Source organism: Streptomyces sp. NPDC005195 (genome assembly GCF_040608315.1).
Lineage (GTDB): Bacteria > Actinomycetota > Actinomycetes > Streptomycetales > Streptomycetaceae > Streptomyces > Streptomyces kaempferi.
The window spans coordinates 1-13907 of record NZ_JBEXHZ010000046.1; the positions used below are offsets into that span (position 1 = coordinate 1).

Here is a 13907-nt window from a genome sequence, read left to right on the forward strand (position 1 = left end):
CTGGTGACCAGAACGACAAGAGCCGTATGACGAGAGATTGTCACGTACGGATCTGCGAGGGCCGAGGGGTGAGAATCCCCTCGGCTACTCGGCGGCCTTGGCGAGGATGTCGCCCGCCTCGCTTCCCTCGGGCGCGTGTACCAGGCGTACGTGTCCGTCACCCGATCCGCGCCGGTCCACCGGGGCCACGGCGCCGTGGGTGCCGTCAGGCAGGTTCACCCACAGTTGGAAGTCGTCGTGCCGGACGAAGTCAGCGCCCTTGACGGGCCACGGGTAGTGGTGCTCCCCGGGCACTTTGGGAAGGACGCCCTGGTGGTTGCCGTTACTCATCGGCACGCACGCGTTGAATAGCGAGTCGGTCCACTGCTCAACGCCGTCGGCGTCCGTGATCGGCGTGCGCAGCAGTTCCTCGGCGCCGTCGTAACCCAGTTCCCCAAGGGCGCGCAGGGTGTTGGGGAAAGCGTCGATGAGCTCGGCGGCCTCCTGCCGCAGCCGGTCTACCTTCGCCGGGTCGGCGCAGAACTGCATGCTCCACTCGATGCCCACCCGCGCGCGGTACATACGCCAGCCGCTGACCCCTTTGACCCACAGACTGCCGCCGTGATGCATCTCCCAATGCTCGGCACCGGGAGGCTGGGGCCCGTAGGGGAGGTCGTCCTCGCTCATCTCGGCGAGGATCTTGTGTGCCGCCTTCTTCGCGTCCCGGAAGTACGGCGACTCGAAACGCGGGGGGTGGTCGACCAGCTGTATTTTCCAGGGGTGGTTCTCCGATTCCGTGCCGCCGGGCGTCAGCGCCGCCGGGGTTCGGGTCTTGGCGGCCGCGGACGTCCGGGACTTCGCGCCGGTTGCTGTACGGGACTTGGCTGTTGCAGGGGAAGCGGTGTGCGTCATGGTCGGCCTCCTCGCGCCGGTGACGCGGACTCGCGCCAGACCCGCGGCGCCAGTGCCGGTGTCTCCATCGTGCGCCCGGAGCCGAAGGCGGGCCAGTCGGCGGACGGCTCTTGCGTCCGCGGAAGCCCCGCCGTACGTCTGCCACTTGGTATGCCGCGGCCATGCCCCTGGCGGCCGCCGACGACTGCGGTGGACAGGGCGGACCGGGAGGGCAGACGATGGGAGTGGCGCGGCCCGGGGCAATGGCGGGCTGCGACGGAGAAGGAGGTCCTATTGGCCTTCAGCATCTCGTTCACGCGCACCTTCCAGCAGCCCCTGAATCGACCCCGTCTTGGCCGCAGGTGACAGCGGATTCAACATCCGGTTCGGACGCGCCCTGTGGCTGGGTGACGGTCTGCTCCTTCCCACCCATTCCGGGAAACCATGTGATGTCCGGCTACGAAGTCCGCAGTGCGGGCGGACTACCGATGCGCTGCCCACTCCCACCCGTGGAAATTGACCTGAACCCAAAGAGACGGCACCGGCCGGAGAGCGCGCCCCGGTCAGCACCGCCGAGCACGCCACCAGCAGCACGCTCAAAAGCACGCCGGTGCTGGGATCGGCCAGGGTCTGCAGCTGTTCCGCCAGCGGCCCGATCACGCGGTGCTGACAGGGCGGCGACTTGATCAAGGCAGATGCTGGCAGACTGACGGCACATCAGAAAACGCGGTGGTGTAGGCGACTCGATCGGTCACCGGTAATAGCTGGAAGTGTCGGTGACCATGTCGATCACGCAGATGACGTCGTCATAGGCGCAGACCGCATAGAGCAGTCGGCCGTCGCGGGACATCAGCAACCTGTCCGGCCGGTGACCAAGGAAGATGCGGGTCGAAGTGAGGTCGGGCATGGCAGGGCATGGCACCAGCATGGAATCGACCCACAGGTCACACAAGGAACGCGGCAGTCAGGGCCGCGAGTTCCCCTATGTAGGCCAACACACTGGCCGGTTGCCACCGCCGTGGTCTTGTGATGTGGGCATGCTGGTTCCTTCCTCCGCGCTCTGGCACGGCGAGCTGCTGTGCCAGGCACCGCGTCGACATCACCTTCACCGTGAACCGAATCCTGTTTCCGGCGCCATACGAGGAGGCTTTCGAGGCGATGCCTCAGAGCGGATGAAGGTGATCTGGACTGACGATCCGTCACCCCGGCGTCCCGGCATCGGCAACACACCAGGCAGGGCTGTCACCTTCAGCCACCGGCCACGGGTAGGCTCAACTCGGTGTGATCGATGTACTGCTCATCGCCCCCGTACGGGTGTACCGAGAGGCGACCCTCGAGGCGCTGCGGTCCCAGCCCGCACTCTTGCTCGTCGGCAGCGGCGGTACCGCCGCCGAAGCGGTCTCGGCAGCCAACCGGCTCCGGCCTTCCGTCCTCCTGCTCGACCTCGCCGTGCCGGACAGCGTCGCGGCCGTACGGTCGATCCGATCCGGCACCCCAGACACCCGGCTCCTCGCCTTCGGCGTGGAGGACACCCGACCCACGCGCGAGGTGATCATCGCCGCCGCACAGGCCGGAGTCGCCGGGTTCATCGACGCCGGGCACTCGCTCCAAGACATGGTGGCCGCCATCACCGGCGTGGTACGGGGCGAAGCACCGTGCCCGCCCCGGATCGCGGCCTGGCTGCTCCGCCACGTACAGGGCGCCGGAACGCCTCCGGGCCCGGTACGAGGCGAGCTACCAGCCTCCCTGACGGCGCGTGAGCGCGAGGTGCTCTTTCTCATCGCGGAGGGTCTGTCCAACCAGCAGATCAGTGAGCGGTTGGTCATCGGGAGGGCGACCGTCAAGTCGCACGTCCACGCGGTGCTGCGCAAACTGGGAGTCACGCACCGCGAGGCGGCGGTGCGGGTGCTGCGTAGCCCGGGGGGAGCTGAAGGCGCCGGCGGCGAGGCCCCGCCACGAGGTTGAGGAGGGGGCGGAGAGCTGGCTGAGGAGGTGGAGGCCTTCCTCCACCCGGGCCCCCCGGAATTTCCCCCTCGAAGGCGGGTGGCATCCGCCGGGAAGCGCGGTAGCCATCCTTCTGTGCCCCCCACAGCCTCCCGGCGGATGCCGGAACTCTCACCGCTTCGGCACTGGGTCACCGACGTGCTCGTACGCGCTATGCAGGAGTCGTCCTCGCCGCCGCTCGCGGAGGAGCCGCAGGCACCGGGAGCAGTCCGCGCGGCCGAGGCCGACCCGTTGGAGCGGCTGTATCCGTCCCGCCGCCAGATTGTCGTGGAGCTGACCGCGCGACGGCCGACGGCCAGTGTGGCGTCCCCGCCGCCGCTGCCCGACCACCTGGCGGCCCCGCTGCTGCGACAGGGGTTCGACAACTTCGACCTGTGCGCCCTGGCCCTGGTCCTGGCACCCGACCTTGACCCCGTCTTCGGACGGACTCTCGCCTGGTTGCGCGATGGTGGCGGCGACCCTGGGTTCCCGTACCCGAGCGTGGACCTCGTCGCCCAACTGTGCTGCGCCGATGACGCTGAGCGGGACACCGTCGCAGTTCGGCTGGGGCCCGGTGCCCCGCTGATCCGCCTCGGGCTGTTGGAGGTACTCGGCGACGGGCCCACCGACTCCTGTTCGCACCGCTCGACACTGCGCGCGTCCGGCGCGCTGCTGAGCTGGACCTTCGGAGTGTCCGAGCTCCCGGAAGACCTCGCCTCGGTGGCCGAGGTGGATGCATACGTCCCGCCGGAACCCGGGGACGGGGCAGCCGTACGGGCACTGACGCGGCGGTTGCTCGGTCCGGCTCCGGCCCTGACCCACCTGTATGGGCCCCAGGCCGGCCCCTGCCTCGACGTGGCCTGGTGGAGTGCCGCGCGGGCGGACCGCACGGTGCTGCGGATCGAGGCGGAAGCGCTGGGCGAGCCGGGGACCGCCCGGCGGCTGGCCGCCCACGCGCTGCTGCGCGAGGCGGTCGTGGTGGTCGACGTCTCAGCCGGCGCCCCACCGCCCGATCCGGTGTGGGAACTGTTCGCGCATGCCGTCGTCATCGGCGCCGAGCGGTCCCTGCCACCGGTGCCGCCAGGGGCCGCACCGGCCGGCATCGCCTCTGTACCGGTGCTGCACGCCCCCACCGATCCGACCGGCCCGGCGCTGGCGGCGGCGCTGCGAGAGCGGGGTGTCGCGCTCGAAGGGACGCCCACGGCCCGCCCACGGGGTGTGTGGACCCACCTGGCCGGTATGGAACAGCGCAGGCTCGTGGAGGCGTTGGCGGCCCGCGGGCACGCCACGTTCGAGACGGGCGCGGAGGGTGGCGAGGACCGTGGAGGCGCAGCGCCGTGTGTGACGGTCGCGGACGTCTGCGAGGTGGCATCTCTGGTGACGGCACGGGCCCTGGAGCGGCTGGCGACCCGCCTGTCGACCACCGGCGACTGGTCCTCGCTGGTCCTGCCCGCGCCCGTGGTCGAGCAACTGCACGACGTACGGTCCCATGTGGCGTGCCGGAGCTCGGTCCGGGAGCGGTACCGGCTGCCCGACGCCGCCGGGCGCGGGGTCTCGGTTCTGTTCGCCGGGCCCAGCGGTACCGGGAAGACGCTCGCCGCCCGGCTCATCGCCGGGGAGATCGGTCATCCTCTGTACCGGGTCGACCTGGCGTCGGTGGTTTCCAAGTACATCGGTGAGACGGAACGCAACCTTGAGGCCGTCTTCACGGCGGCCGAACGCACCGACGCGGTGCTGCTCTTCGACGAGGCGGACGCGCTCTTCGGCAAGCGGAGCGAGGTCCAGGACGCGCGGGACCGTTACGCCAACCTGGAGGTGGCCTACCTGCTGCAGCGGATGGAGGACTACGACGGGCTTGCGGTGCTCGCCACCAACCTGCGGCACCACCTGGACGAGGCGTTCACGCGCCGGCTCTCCTTCATCGTGCACTTCCCCTTTCCCGAGGTGCCCGAGCGCGAACGGATCTGGCGGAGCACGTGGCCGGCGGGACTGCCACATACACCGGACCTGGATTTCCGGCTGCTGGCCGAGCGCTACCCGCTGTCCGGCGGCCACATCCGCAACGTGGTGGTCACCGCCGCGCATCTGGCGGTGGCCGGTGGTGGTGTGGTGGACCACGAGACGATGCTGCGCGCGGTGGAGCGGGAGTACGACAAGTTCGGGCAGCCGGCGCGGGAACGGACCGCGGGGGGTGCGCTCTGATGTCGGACCCCGGCCGCGCACGGGACGGCTCGCTGCCGGCCGTACTCGACGAACGCGACACGGAGCAGGGGCGTGCGCTTCCGGTGTCGGTCCGGGGGCCGCTGGAGCGGGCCTTCGGGGCGCCGCTCGCCGATGTCGCGGTCCATACCGACCCGGCGGCCGCCGCGACGGCCGACCGGCTGCACGCACAGGCTTACGCGGCGGGTCGGCACATTGTGTTCGGTCCCGGGCGGTTCGATCCGCACTCGCCGCGTGGCAGGGCCCTGCTCGCGCACGAGCTCACCCATGTACTGCAACAGCGGGCACCGGCGGGTGCTGGTGGGCGGCGGTCGGCGGAGGCGGAGGCCGACGGCGCCGGGGCGCTGGCCTCGGCCGGACTCCCGGCGCCGGTGGCCGTCGGGACCCCGGTCGGCATTGCGTGCGCGGACAAGGACAAGGAGCCCTACGGCCTGAAGTCCCTGTGGGCCGCTGCTAAGGAGAAGGCCCGCTCGGCCGTCCACACCGTGGTGGGTGAGCAGGAGGGCGTGCTGCTTGAGGTCACGAGCGCGATCGACACCCTGGGCGGCCTCCCGTACGCGGCGACGGCTGCGGCAGATCCGGTGATCGACCAGCTCCCGGTGACGCCGCAGACCAAGAAGAAGATCCGCACGGTGGTGGCGGTGGTCGACGCACAGGGCAAGGAGGGGCGGGACGCGGTGAAGGCCCTGGCCGAGCAGGGGCCGAAGGATCCGGAGACCGGCCAGTCCGTCCTCATCGACCCCGTCACCAAGGTGCCTGCGCTGTCCGGGCTGGTCACGCACTACGGGGGCAAGGGACTCAAGAAGATCGACCAAGCGGTGTTCGGCGACCAACAGCCGGAAAAGTCCGCGCTGTTCACCGACGAGGAGATCGGCCAGCTGATGGGCGCGCTCGGCCTGCAGCTCGCGCTGTCCTACGTCGGTGGCGAGGAGGTCCAAGTCGCGCTGAAGGTGGTGGGCGCGGCGGGGGCGGTCAAGGGAATCCTGGACAGCATCGCGAAGAACCCCAAGGGCTTCCTCAAAGACGAGGAGTTCTGGCGGCAGGTGATCGGCGCCGTTCTGTATGTGGTGAGCCTGCACCAGGCGACGGTCGGGCGGCGGATCACATCGATTCTGCTGTCGACGGGTCAGCTCATGATCGCGGCGGGGCCGCCGGCTCTGCAACTGCAGCAGGACCTGCAGTTGGTGCAGGGGCCGGAGCGGGACGCCGCGATCCAGCGGGACGTGCAGAAACTGGCCGAGGTGGCCTGGCAGGCCGTCAAGAACGTGATCCAAAACGGCATGATGAAGGTGGCCCCGCCTGCGGCGCCGCCCGCCAAACAGCCTCCGCCCCCGGCTCGGCCCGCACCTCCGAAGAAGCTGCCGCCCCCGGCTCCGCTGAAGAAGGCCCCACCGGCCCCGCACCCCCCGAAGAAGGCTCCGCAACCGCCCAAGCCGCCGGTCCCCGTCCCGGACGAGAAGGCTGCCCTCCCCCCGAAGGCGGTCCCGAAGCCCCCGGCCGAGGACGCCCCGAAGGCAGTGCCCAAGGCTCCGATCTCCGCCTCTGCGAAGGCAGTTTCCGTGGCTCCGACCTCGGAGACGCCTACAGCGTCCCCGGCAGCACCCAAGCCGGCGGCCCCCATGCCGACGGCAGCGAAGCCGAAGCCGGCACCCGGACCGACACCATCCGAGGCCAAACCGAAGCCGAAGCCGACGACACCAAAGGCTGCCGCCGGGATGACGAAAGCCGCGCCCGCCAAGAAGGCCGCATCCGCCGCCCCAAAGGCCGCCGCCGCAAAGACGTCCACGCCCAAGGCACCGAAGAGCCCCGCCGCGGCGAAACTCGCCAAGGCCACGAAGAAGGCGAAGTCAAAGTGGGCCTACCGCCGCAACGCCGTGGAGATGCAGCGGCGACGTCAGTGGCGCCAACTGTCCCGGATCATCCGCAGGCTCATCCCGACCTGCGAGATGTGTCAGTCCCGACCCACCGCCGCCGCCGACCACCTCCACTCGCTCGTGGACGCCGAGGCCGCCATGGGCGCCGGCCTCGTGACCCTCGAAGAGGCCCGTACCGCCAGCCATCTGAGCAATCTCGCCGGGATCTGCACCCGGTGCAACAGCCAGAAGAGGGACCGCCCGCTGGGCGACCCCCGTCTGGTGCCGAACGGCTGGGACCCGCCCAACCCGAACGAGCGCATGAAGCAGTGGATGCGGGACAACGGCACGGGATGGTGAGCCGCCGGTGATCGACACCGTCGACCTCGTGCTCCGCCAGACCCTGCTCGCGCGGGTGCCTGGGCTCGGGAACGCGCAGGTCGGGTTCCAGCCGCCCGACGAGACCTGGCGGTCCCAGGTCGGGGGGGCCGCCCAAGGGGTGTTCCTGAACTGCTGTCTCGTCGACCTGCGCGAGAACCGACGGCTGCGGCAGGGTGCCCGGGAAGGCGGTGCCCCATTCGTCGAGGGCGCGCCCACGCACCGTCGTACGCCGGTCCGGGTGCGCTGCCTGTATCTGCTGTCCGCCTGGAACGGAGCTCGGGACTCGCCCCAGATTGCCGCGACCGAGCAGGAGCACGCGCTGCTCGGCGAGGTGATCGGCGCGCTGGTGGCCGCCGGTCCACTGGTGCCCGCCGCGGTGCTGACGCCCCAGCAACTGGCGGGCGTCCCAGTGTCGTTGCGGGAGAGCCCGCTGCCCGTCGAGTTGCTGCCGGCCGACGGCTTCACGAAGCTGGCCGAGTTCTGGGGCACCATGGGCCGCCCCGCGGCCTGGAAGCCCGTCGTCCCCGTGATGGTCACGGTGCCCGTCCCCGAGCCAGAGCCGGCCGCCGGCCGCGTCGTCCGCTCGGTGAGTGCCCGCTACGGCCTGCTCTCCGACGGCCCGCCCGCCGACGACGCCCTCGAGATCCGGCTGACCCCCTCCTGAAAGGACATCTGCATGACCATCCCCACGCTCCCCGGGGTCACCATCGTCGAGACCGAACCCCCCTCGCCCGTGCGCGGGGTGTCGACGAGCATCGCCGCCTTCATCGGTCTGTGCGCGGACGGTCCCACCGGTGCGCCCACCTTCGTCGGCAGCCTCGACGCCTTCACCAGGACCTTCGGCGGACCGATCGACGGCGCCGGCACGCCCGTCCACCTGCCGCTCGCCGTCGAGGGCTTCTTCCGTAACGGCGGCACTCAGTGCTTCGTCCTGCGGGCCGGCAAGGCCACTCCGGCCTTCGCCGACCTGCCCGGCCGGGCGGCCGACGGCGCGCCGGTCGGCAGGGCGGTGGCGTTGAGTACCGGCGCTGGCGGCCGCGGCGGCCAGGTGGAGATCGAGGACTCCAGCGCACTGCAGGCCGCCCTGGGCGCAGCGCAGTCCGGGCTGGGGATACTCCGTGACACCGCGCAGGTCACCGCGGTCGACGACACTCGCCGCAGGCTGACGGTCGATGCCGTCGGCACCTTCGCCCCGGGCGACAACATCCTGGTCACCAAGGATGCGGAGTCCGTCGAGGCCGTGGTCCGCCGGGTCGAGGCGCCGGACGTGATCGAGGTGGCGGTCGCCCTGCCGGGGGGCACCGACTTCGCGGGCAGCTCCGTCACGACCTCGCCGCTGAAGACGGGCGACAAGACGGTACGGCTGGACGTCCCGGCCGCGCTGTCGCTGCGGGCTCTGGTCCCCAGGGGCTCGGTGGTGCTGCTGGACGACGGCACGGTCCGTGAGTGGGCGACGGTCGCGGAGACGACCGGCGAGGCAGTGGTCCTGAACAGGCCGTTGACCCGCGACCTCAAGCCCGGAGCACGCCTGTCCACCGCCGAGTTCGACCTGAAGCTGGCCAGTCCCGACGGAACCGACCCGGTCACCTTCCGCGGCCTGTCCACCGCCTCCTCCCATCCCCGCTGGTGGGCGGGGCAGGCCGTGGACAGCGATTACCTGAAGATCGTGCCGGCCGAGGTCGCGGCCTTGGCCACCGTGGACCCGCGCCCCAAGGCGGGCCCGGTCACCCTGGGCGCGGGGGAGCCCGGCGATCCGGCCGCCGACTGGCAAGAGCTCGACACCTCCGACGGCATGCGCGAACAGTTGGCCCTGATCGAAGCGATCGACGAGATCAGCCTGGTCGTCGCGCCGGGCGTCGGCATCGAGGCCCAGCAGGCGGTCGTGGAGCATTGCGAGGCCCTGCACGACCGGTTCGCGATTCTGGACGCCGGGCAGGGCATCGAGCCGACGGCCGTCCTGCAGCAGCGCACCGCGCTGACCGGGAAACTGGACAAGGGGTTCGCCGCGCTGTACTACCCCTGGGTCCAGGTCCGCGATCCGTCCCGCAACCGGATCGTTTCCCAGCCGCCCTCGGGTCACATCGCCGGTCTCTACGCGAGCACCGACAAACTGCGCGGCGTGCACAAGGCGCCGGCGAACACCGGAATCGCGGGCGTGCTGGGGCTGGACCGGCGGCTGCGGGACAGCGAACAGGAGCTGCTCAACCCCAACGGGGTGAACGCCCTGCGGATCCTGCCGGGCCAGGGCGTGCCCGTGGTGTGGGGCGCCCGCACCACATCCAGCAATGTGACCTGGCAGTACATCAATGTGCGCCGGCTGTTCCTGTTCCTGGAGGAGTCGATCCAGGAGTCCCTGCGCAGTGCGGTCTTCGAACCGAACGACCTGGCCCTGTGGAATCGGCTCAAGCGGACGCTGACGGAGTTCCTCGGCCGCGTCTGGCGGGACGGCGCCCTGTTCGGAGCGACCGAGGCCGAGGCGTTCTTCGTCCGGATCGACGAGGCGCTCAATCCGCCCGCCACCCGCAAGCAGGGCGTGCTGCACGTGGAGATCGGTGTCCAGCCCGTCTATCCGGCCGAGTTCATCGTCGTGCGGATCGGCATCTGGGACGGCGGCTCCCAGGTCAGCGAATAGCCCCCAGTCAGCAGCAGCGCACCGCAGAGGAAGAGGAAGAGGAACGTGGCCACTGCCGAAGTGCCGGACCCCTACGTCAACTTCAACTTTCTCGTCGAGCTGGACAACATTGCCAGGGCCGCCTTCCACGAGGTGTCCGGAATGGACTCCACGGTCGACGTGATCGAACACCGCGAGGGCGGCTGGAACACCACCCCGCGCAAGTACCCCGGCCAGACCAAGCACACCAACCTGGTACTCAAGTGGGGTATGGCCGGCGACACGGAGCTGTACGACTGGCACCGGGAGGTCGTCCAGGGCAAGGTCAACCGCCGCAACGGCTCGGTGGTACTGCTGGACGGTGCCGGCAAGGAGGTCGCCCGCTGGGACTTCGTCCGCGCCTGGCCGGCCAAGTACACCGGGCCCGGCCTCAACGCCGAGTCCAGCGACATCTCGATCGAGACCCTGGAACTCGTACACGAAGGCCTGACGAGGGTGAGCTGACCATGCTGCAGATCGAACACGAATTCACCCTCCCGGTCGGGCTGCTGGGCGAGGACGACACCCTGCACCGGGACGGCACCATGCGTCTGGCCACGGCCGCGGACGAGATCCTGCCGCTGGCGGACGTCCGGGTGCAGCGCAATCCCGCCTACCTCTCGGTGGTCCTGCTGAGCCGGGTGGTGACCCGGCTCGGCGGCGTCGAGACGATCACCCCGAAGACCATCGAGGGGTTGTTCGCCGCGGACCTGGCTCATCTCCAGGCGCTCTACAACGAGGTCAATGCGGTCGACGAGGCCGGTGGCGCGGGGGCCACGTGTGCGCACTGCGGGGAGGAGGTCCGTACGGGCCAGGAGCGCCTGGGGGGGTCCGTGGCTATCCCGGCGAGCGCCTTCGGGATGAGATGAGTTTCCTCGCCTACTACCTCCACTGGTCCCACGCCGAGCTCATGGGGCTGCACCACCGGGAGCGCCGGGAGTGGGTCCGGCAGGTGTCGGCGATCAACCAGCGGGTCAACGAGCAGGAACGGGAGGAAGCCTGAGGTGACGCGCCATCGGGCCGGGCCGCCGATGCGGCCCGCACTGCGCGCCCTGCTGCGGCGGGCACGCCAGCACGGGGAGCACGGCATCGGGTGGCACCGGCGGGCGGGCGGCGCTCGTCCTGCCCTGCGGTTGCCCGCGGTGCCGCTCGTCCACCGGGGCCGGCCGCGTCTTCGGCGTATCGTCACGGCCGTCGGCGCGGCCAGTCCGGCCGGCTTGTCCGATGGACCGATGTGCGCGCACCCGAGGTGCGCCGGCCGCTGTCCGGCCTGGCACCGCTTCCCCGCCGGTCCGTCCTTCGTACGTCCGGCCTCCGTAGATCCGCTGTTCGCGCGGCCCACGGCCGCCGCCGCACGACTCGGGGCCGTCATGGTGCTCCGTACGGCATCGGGCGCGGTGGCCGGCGGGCGGCCCTCGGCGAGCGCGACCACGGGGGCATTCCGCCGGCCCGATCGGCCGTCTCCCCTCGCCGGCCCTGCCGGGACGGGTCCTGTTGGGGTTGTTCCCGCCTGGCCCGGACCTGTCGGCGCACCGGCACGCGTCGTGCCGGGTGCCGCCGCGCCCGCTCCGTGGCGGGACCTCCTCCCGCACATCCGGCGCGCCAGGATGCGGGGCCCCGGACCGAAGCAGAGCGGTGCGCGCCCCAAGGCCGCTGGGCGGACCCCGACCGCTGCGGCGTGGGTCCCGCCGCAGGTTTGGACCGCTCCGGCGCGGATTCCGCTGGTGTTCACCCGGCCGGGAGGCGCGACGGCCCACGCGGCCGGTCGGCCTCCGGCGTCTCCGGCGGACCCCGCCGACCCCATGGCCAGCGCTGCCGCGGTCGGCCACCGTTCCCACCCGGCCGCGCCCTCGCTGACCGTGTCCGACGTCCCGCAGCTCGTCGAGCGGGTGGTCCGGGAGATCGACCGTCGGATGCAGGCCAGGCTCGAACGCCGAGGGAGGCCGTAGTGCGGCTCGAGGACAGTAGGGGCCTGGGCCTGATCCGTGCCGCGACCCACCGGATCACGGCCGGCCTGGAACGGGCCACCCTGACCAACCTGGTCGACGGTGCCCGAATCGAGGTGCTCTTCAACCCCGAGGAGTACACGGTCAACCGGGAGACGAACTTCGCGCAGCTGGCAGTACCTGGGCTGAGCGCGCCGGTCGTGCAGTTCGTCCACGGCCAGGCGCAGACCCTGGAGATGGAGCTCTTCCTGGACTCCCTCGCGGCGAACCGTCAAGCCGACGCTGGCAGCGACGTACGCCTGCTGACACGCCGAATCACCGGCCTGATGGACATCGACCCGACCCTGCACGCCCCGCCGCCGGTGCTGTTCACCTGGGGCAGCCTCACCTTCACCAGCGTGCTCAGCCGGGTCTCCCAGCGGTTTGTGATGTTCCTGCCGAGCGGAGTGCCGGTCCGGGCCCGGCTGACCGTCACCTTCAGCGAGTTCCGCAACACCGAGATGGAGGCCAGGGAACTCAAGCGGCAGACCAGCGACTTCACGAAGGTCCATATGACCGCCGAGGGAGACACCTTGCCGCTGATCGCCTGGCGGGCGTACGGATCGGCCGCCTGCTGGCGGCCGATCGCGCTGTGCAACGACCTGGACGACCCGCGACAGCTGACCCCCGGGGTGCCGCTGGTGCTGCCGCGCCTGCCCTATATGGACCGGGCCACCGGCGAGGTGCACGACGTACCGGCGGCGGAGACCTCGTGAACACCCCCTGCTACGCGCCCGAGATGCGCCTCACCTTCGGCGGGAGTCCCGCGCCTGCGGTCCTGCGCGGCTCCGTGACACAAGTCTCCTGTGCGACCGGGCTGGGCGCGGAGGCCGACCGGCTGGAGATCTCGCTGGCCAACGAGGGCCTGCGCTGGCTGGACCATCGGCTGTTCGCCCTAGACACCCCGGTCGCGCTGGCCCTGGGCTACGCCCCGCACGAGCCGCTGCCCCTCTTCCACGGGCAGGTGGTCGGTACCGACGCGGACTTCCCCGCCGACGGCATGCCCGCCTTCCGCGTCGTCGCCCAGGACCGTCGTACCCGGCTCGCCGACAGCTCGCCCGCCCGCTGGTTCGCCGCGCCGCTGCCCAAGATCGGAGTGCTGCCGGTCCCCGATCTGCTGGTCGCCCCGTACCTGGCGCTGGAGCACGGCCTGATCCCGGCGGTGGACCGGCTCGGCACCGTACTGGCCGCCGTGCTGGGGGCCGCCGACATCGCCGGCTCCATCGAGGACCCCAGCATGCGCCAACGGGTGGTACGCCATCAGCAGTCCAGGACCACCCTGGAGTTCCTTCACCGGATCGCGACCGAGAACGGCTGGGAACTGCTGATGGAGCACGACCTGGATCCGCGCGGCTATGTGCTGCGGCTGATGTCCCCCGGGGCGTACCTCACGCCCGACGTCACCCTGCGGTACGGAGGTTCGCTCCAGGAGTTCGCGCCGCGGATCACCTCGGTCGGTCAGGTGGCGAGGATCATGGTGCGGGTGTGGCGGCCGGAGGTGCGGCTGGAGTTGACGGTCAGCGTCGGCTACGACTGGGACCGGCAGAAGCTGTCCATCGACATCGCGCCCGGCTTCGGGCTGCCCGAGGGGTTCCAGGGCAAGCAGGTGGTCCTAGTCGACGAGCCGGCCACGCTCGCCTCCGCGCCCCGGTTGATCCTCGGCAAGCTGCTGCCGATGCTCAACCGCCGCACCACGGCCAAGGGTTCCTGCGTCGGCGACCCTCGGATCCGGGCTGGCCGGGTCCTGCGGGTCGAGGGGGTCGGCGAGACCTTCGGCGGGCTGTGGCGGGTGGTGTCCGCACACCACACCCTGGACGCCGGCGGCTACCGCACCTCCTTCGACCTGCGCAAGGAGATCTGGTTCGACGGCATCCCGCGCCCCGCCCAGGGCGCGACCCGGGTCCAGGGCAGCCAGCTCATCCTTCCCTCACCTGACCGGTGACCCTGCCCCATCCCCCGGAGGTT

General features: G+C 71.0%; 13 protein-coding genes. 11 read left to right on the forward strand and 2 right to left on the reverse strand.

The genetic code is table 11. From position 1 onward, the window contains the following. Positions 1 to 84: 84 nt before the first annotated feature. Both ABZV34_RS30090 and ABZV34_RS30095 read right to left on the reverse strand, forming a co-directional pair. Complete coding sequence (locus tag ABZV34_RS30090) at positions 85 to 891, reverse strand: DUF6424 family protein (protein WP_356283433.1); 807 nt, start codon at positions 889 to 891, stop codon at positions 85 to 87. Between the two features lie 730 nt (positions 892 to 1621). Then, positions 1622 to 1777, reverse strand: coding sequence for a hypothetical protein (locus ABZV34_RS30095; protein ID WP_356283436.1), 156 nt, complete (start codon positions 1775 to 1777; stop codon positions 1622 to 1624). A gap of 374 nt (positions 1778 to 2151) precedes the next feature. Here ABZV34_RS30095 and ABZV34_RS30100 point away from each other — a divergent pair, with 374 nt between their 5' ends. The 11 genes from ABZV34_RS30100 to ABZV34_RS30150 all read left to right on the forward strand — a co-directional run bounded on the left by ABZV34_RS30100 (position 2152) and on the right by ABZV34_RS30150 (position 13884). Then, the gene (locus ABZV34_RS30100; RefSeq protein WP_356283439.1) at positions 2152 to 2835 is read left to right on the forward strand and encodes a response regulator transcription factor; all 684 of its coding nucleotides are present in this window, start codon (positions 2152 to 2154) and stop codon (positions 2833 to 2835) included. A gap of 138 nt (positions 2836 to 2973) precedes the next feature. Further along, positions 2974 to 5055 carry an ATP-binding protein gene (locus tag ABZV34_RS30105; RefSeq protein WP_356283442.1) on the forward strand — a complete coding sequence of 694 codons (2082 nt, stop codon included), beginning with the start codon at positions 2974 to 2976 and terminating at the stop codon, positions 5053 to 5055. Then, positions 5055 to 7286, forward strand: coding sequence for a DUF4157 domain-containing protein (locus ABZV34_RS30110; protein WP_356283444.1), 2232 nt, complete (start codon positions 5055 to 5057; stop codon positions 7284 to 7286). Before ABZV34_RS30105 ends, ABZV34_RS30110 begins: the two co-directional genes overlap by 1 nt. 7 nt (positions 7287 to 7293) lie before the next feature. After that, entirely contained in the window at positions 7294 to 7971 is a 678-nt protein-coding gene (locus tag ABZV34_RS30115; protein WP_356283447.1) for a Pvc16 family protein, read from the forward strand. Between the two features lie 12 nt (positions 7972 to 7983). Then, complete coding sequence (locus tag ABZV34_RS30120; RefSeq protein ID WP_356283450.1) at positions 7984 to 9939, forward strand: phage tail sheath subtilisin-like domain-containing protein; 1956 nt, start codon at positions 7984 to 7986, stop codon at positions 9937 to 9939. 45 nt (positions 9940 to 9984) lie between these two features. Next, complete coding sequence (locus ABZV34_RS30125; protein ID WP_356283453.1) at positions 9985 to 10422, forward strand: phage tail protein; 438 nt, start codon at positions 9985 to 9987, stop codon at positions 10420 to 10422. Positions 10423 to 10424: 2 nt separating this feature from the next. Further along, on the forward strand, positions 10425 to 10826 hold the full coding sequence (locus ABZV34_RS30130; protein WP_356283455.1) for a hypothetical protein: 402 nt from the start codon (positions 10425 to 10427) through the stop codon (positions 10824 to 10826). Beyond that, positions 10823 to 10960: a DUF6760 family protein gene (locus ABZV34_RS30135; RefSeq protein WP_356283458.1), complete on the forward strand. Its 138-nt coding sequence runs from the start codon at positions 10823 to 10825 to the stop codon at positions 10958 to 10960. The genes ABZV34_RS30130 and ABZV34_RS30135 overlap by 4 nt, the downstream gene beginning before the upstream one ends. 799 nt (positions 10961 to 11759) lie before the next feature. Continuing rightward, positions 11760 to 11906, forward strand: a complete 147-nt coding sequence (locus ABZV34_RS30140) for a hypothetical protein (protein WP_356283461.1) — start codon at positions 11760 to 11762, stop codon at positions 11904 to 11906. Then, a complete protein-coding gene (locus ABZV34_RS30145; RefSeq protein ID WP_356283464.1) occupies positions 11906 to 12658 on the forward strand; it encodes a peptigoglycan-binding protein LysM in 753 nt (250 codons plus the stop codon). The genes ABZV34_RS30140 and ABZV34_RS30145 overlap by 1 nt, the downstream gene beginning before the upstream one ends. Beyond that, positions 12655 to 13884: a hypothetical protein gene (locus ABZV34_RS30150; RefSeq protein WP_356283467.1), complete on the forward strand. Its 1230-nt coding sequence runs from the start codon at positions 12655 to 12657 to the stop codon at positions 13882 to 13884. Before ABZV34_RS30145 ends, ABZV34_RS30150 begins: the two co-directional genes overlap by 4 nt. Positions 13885 to 13907: the final 23 nt, after the last annotated feature.

What these genes read in the sequence shown, in the direction of transcription:
- ABZV34_RS30140 (WP_356283461.1), top strand. Translation starts at nt 11,760, where the DNA reads ATGGCCAGCGCTGCCGCGGTCGGCCACCGTTCCCACCCGGCCGCGCCC.
- ABZV34_RS30090 (WP_356283433.1), bottom strand. Translation starts at nt 891, where the DNA reads ATGACGCACACCGCTTCCCCTGCAACAGCCAAGTCCCGTACAGCAACC.
- ABZV34_RS30105 (WP_356283442.1), top strand. Translation starts at nt 2,974, where the DNA reads ATGCCGGAACTCTCACCGCTTCGGCACTGGGTCACCGACGTGCTCGTA.
- ABZV34_RS30135 (WP_356283458.1), top strand. Translation starts at nt 10,823, where the DNA reads ATGAGTTTCCTCGCCTACTACCTCCACTGGTCCCACGCCGAGCTCATG.
- ABZV34_RS30130 (WP_356283455.1), top strand. Translation starts at nt 10,425, where the DNA reads ATGCTGCAGATCGAACACGAATTCACCCTCCCGGTCGGGCTGCTGGGC.
- ABZV34_RS30110 (WP_356283444.1), top strand. Translation starts at nt 5,055, where the DNA reads ATGTCGGACCCCGGCCGCGCACGGGACGGCTCGCTGCCGGCCGTACTC.
- ABZV34_RS30120 (WP_356283450.1), top strand. Translation starts at nt 7,984, where the DNA reads ATGACCATCCCCACGCTCCCCGGGGTCACCATCGTCGAGACCGAACCC.
- ABZV34_RS30095 (WP_356283436.1), bottom strand. Translation starts at nt 1,777, where the DNA reads ATGCCCGACCTCACTTCGACCCGCATCTTCCTTGGTCACCGGCCGGAC.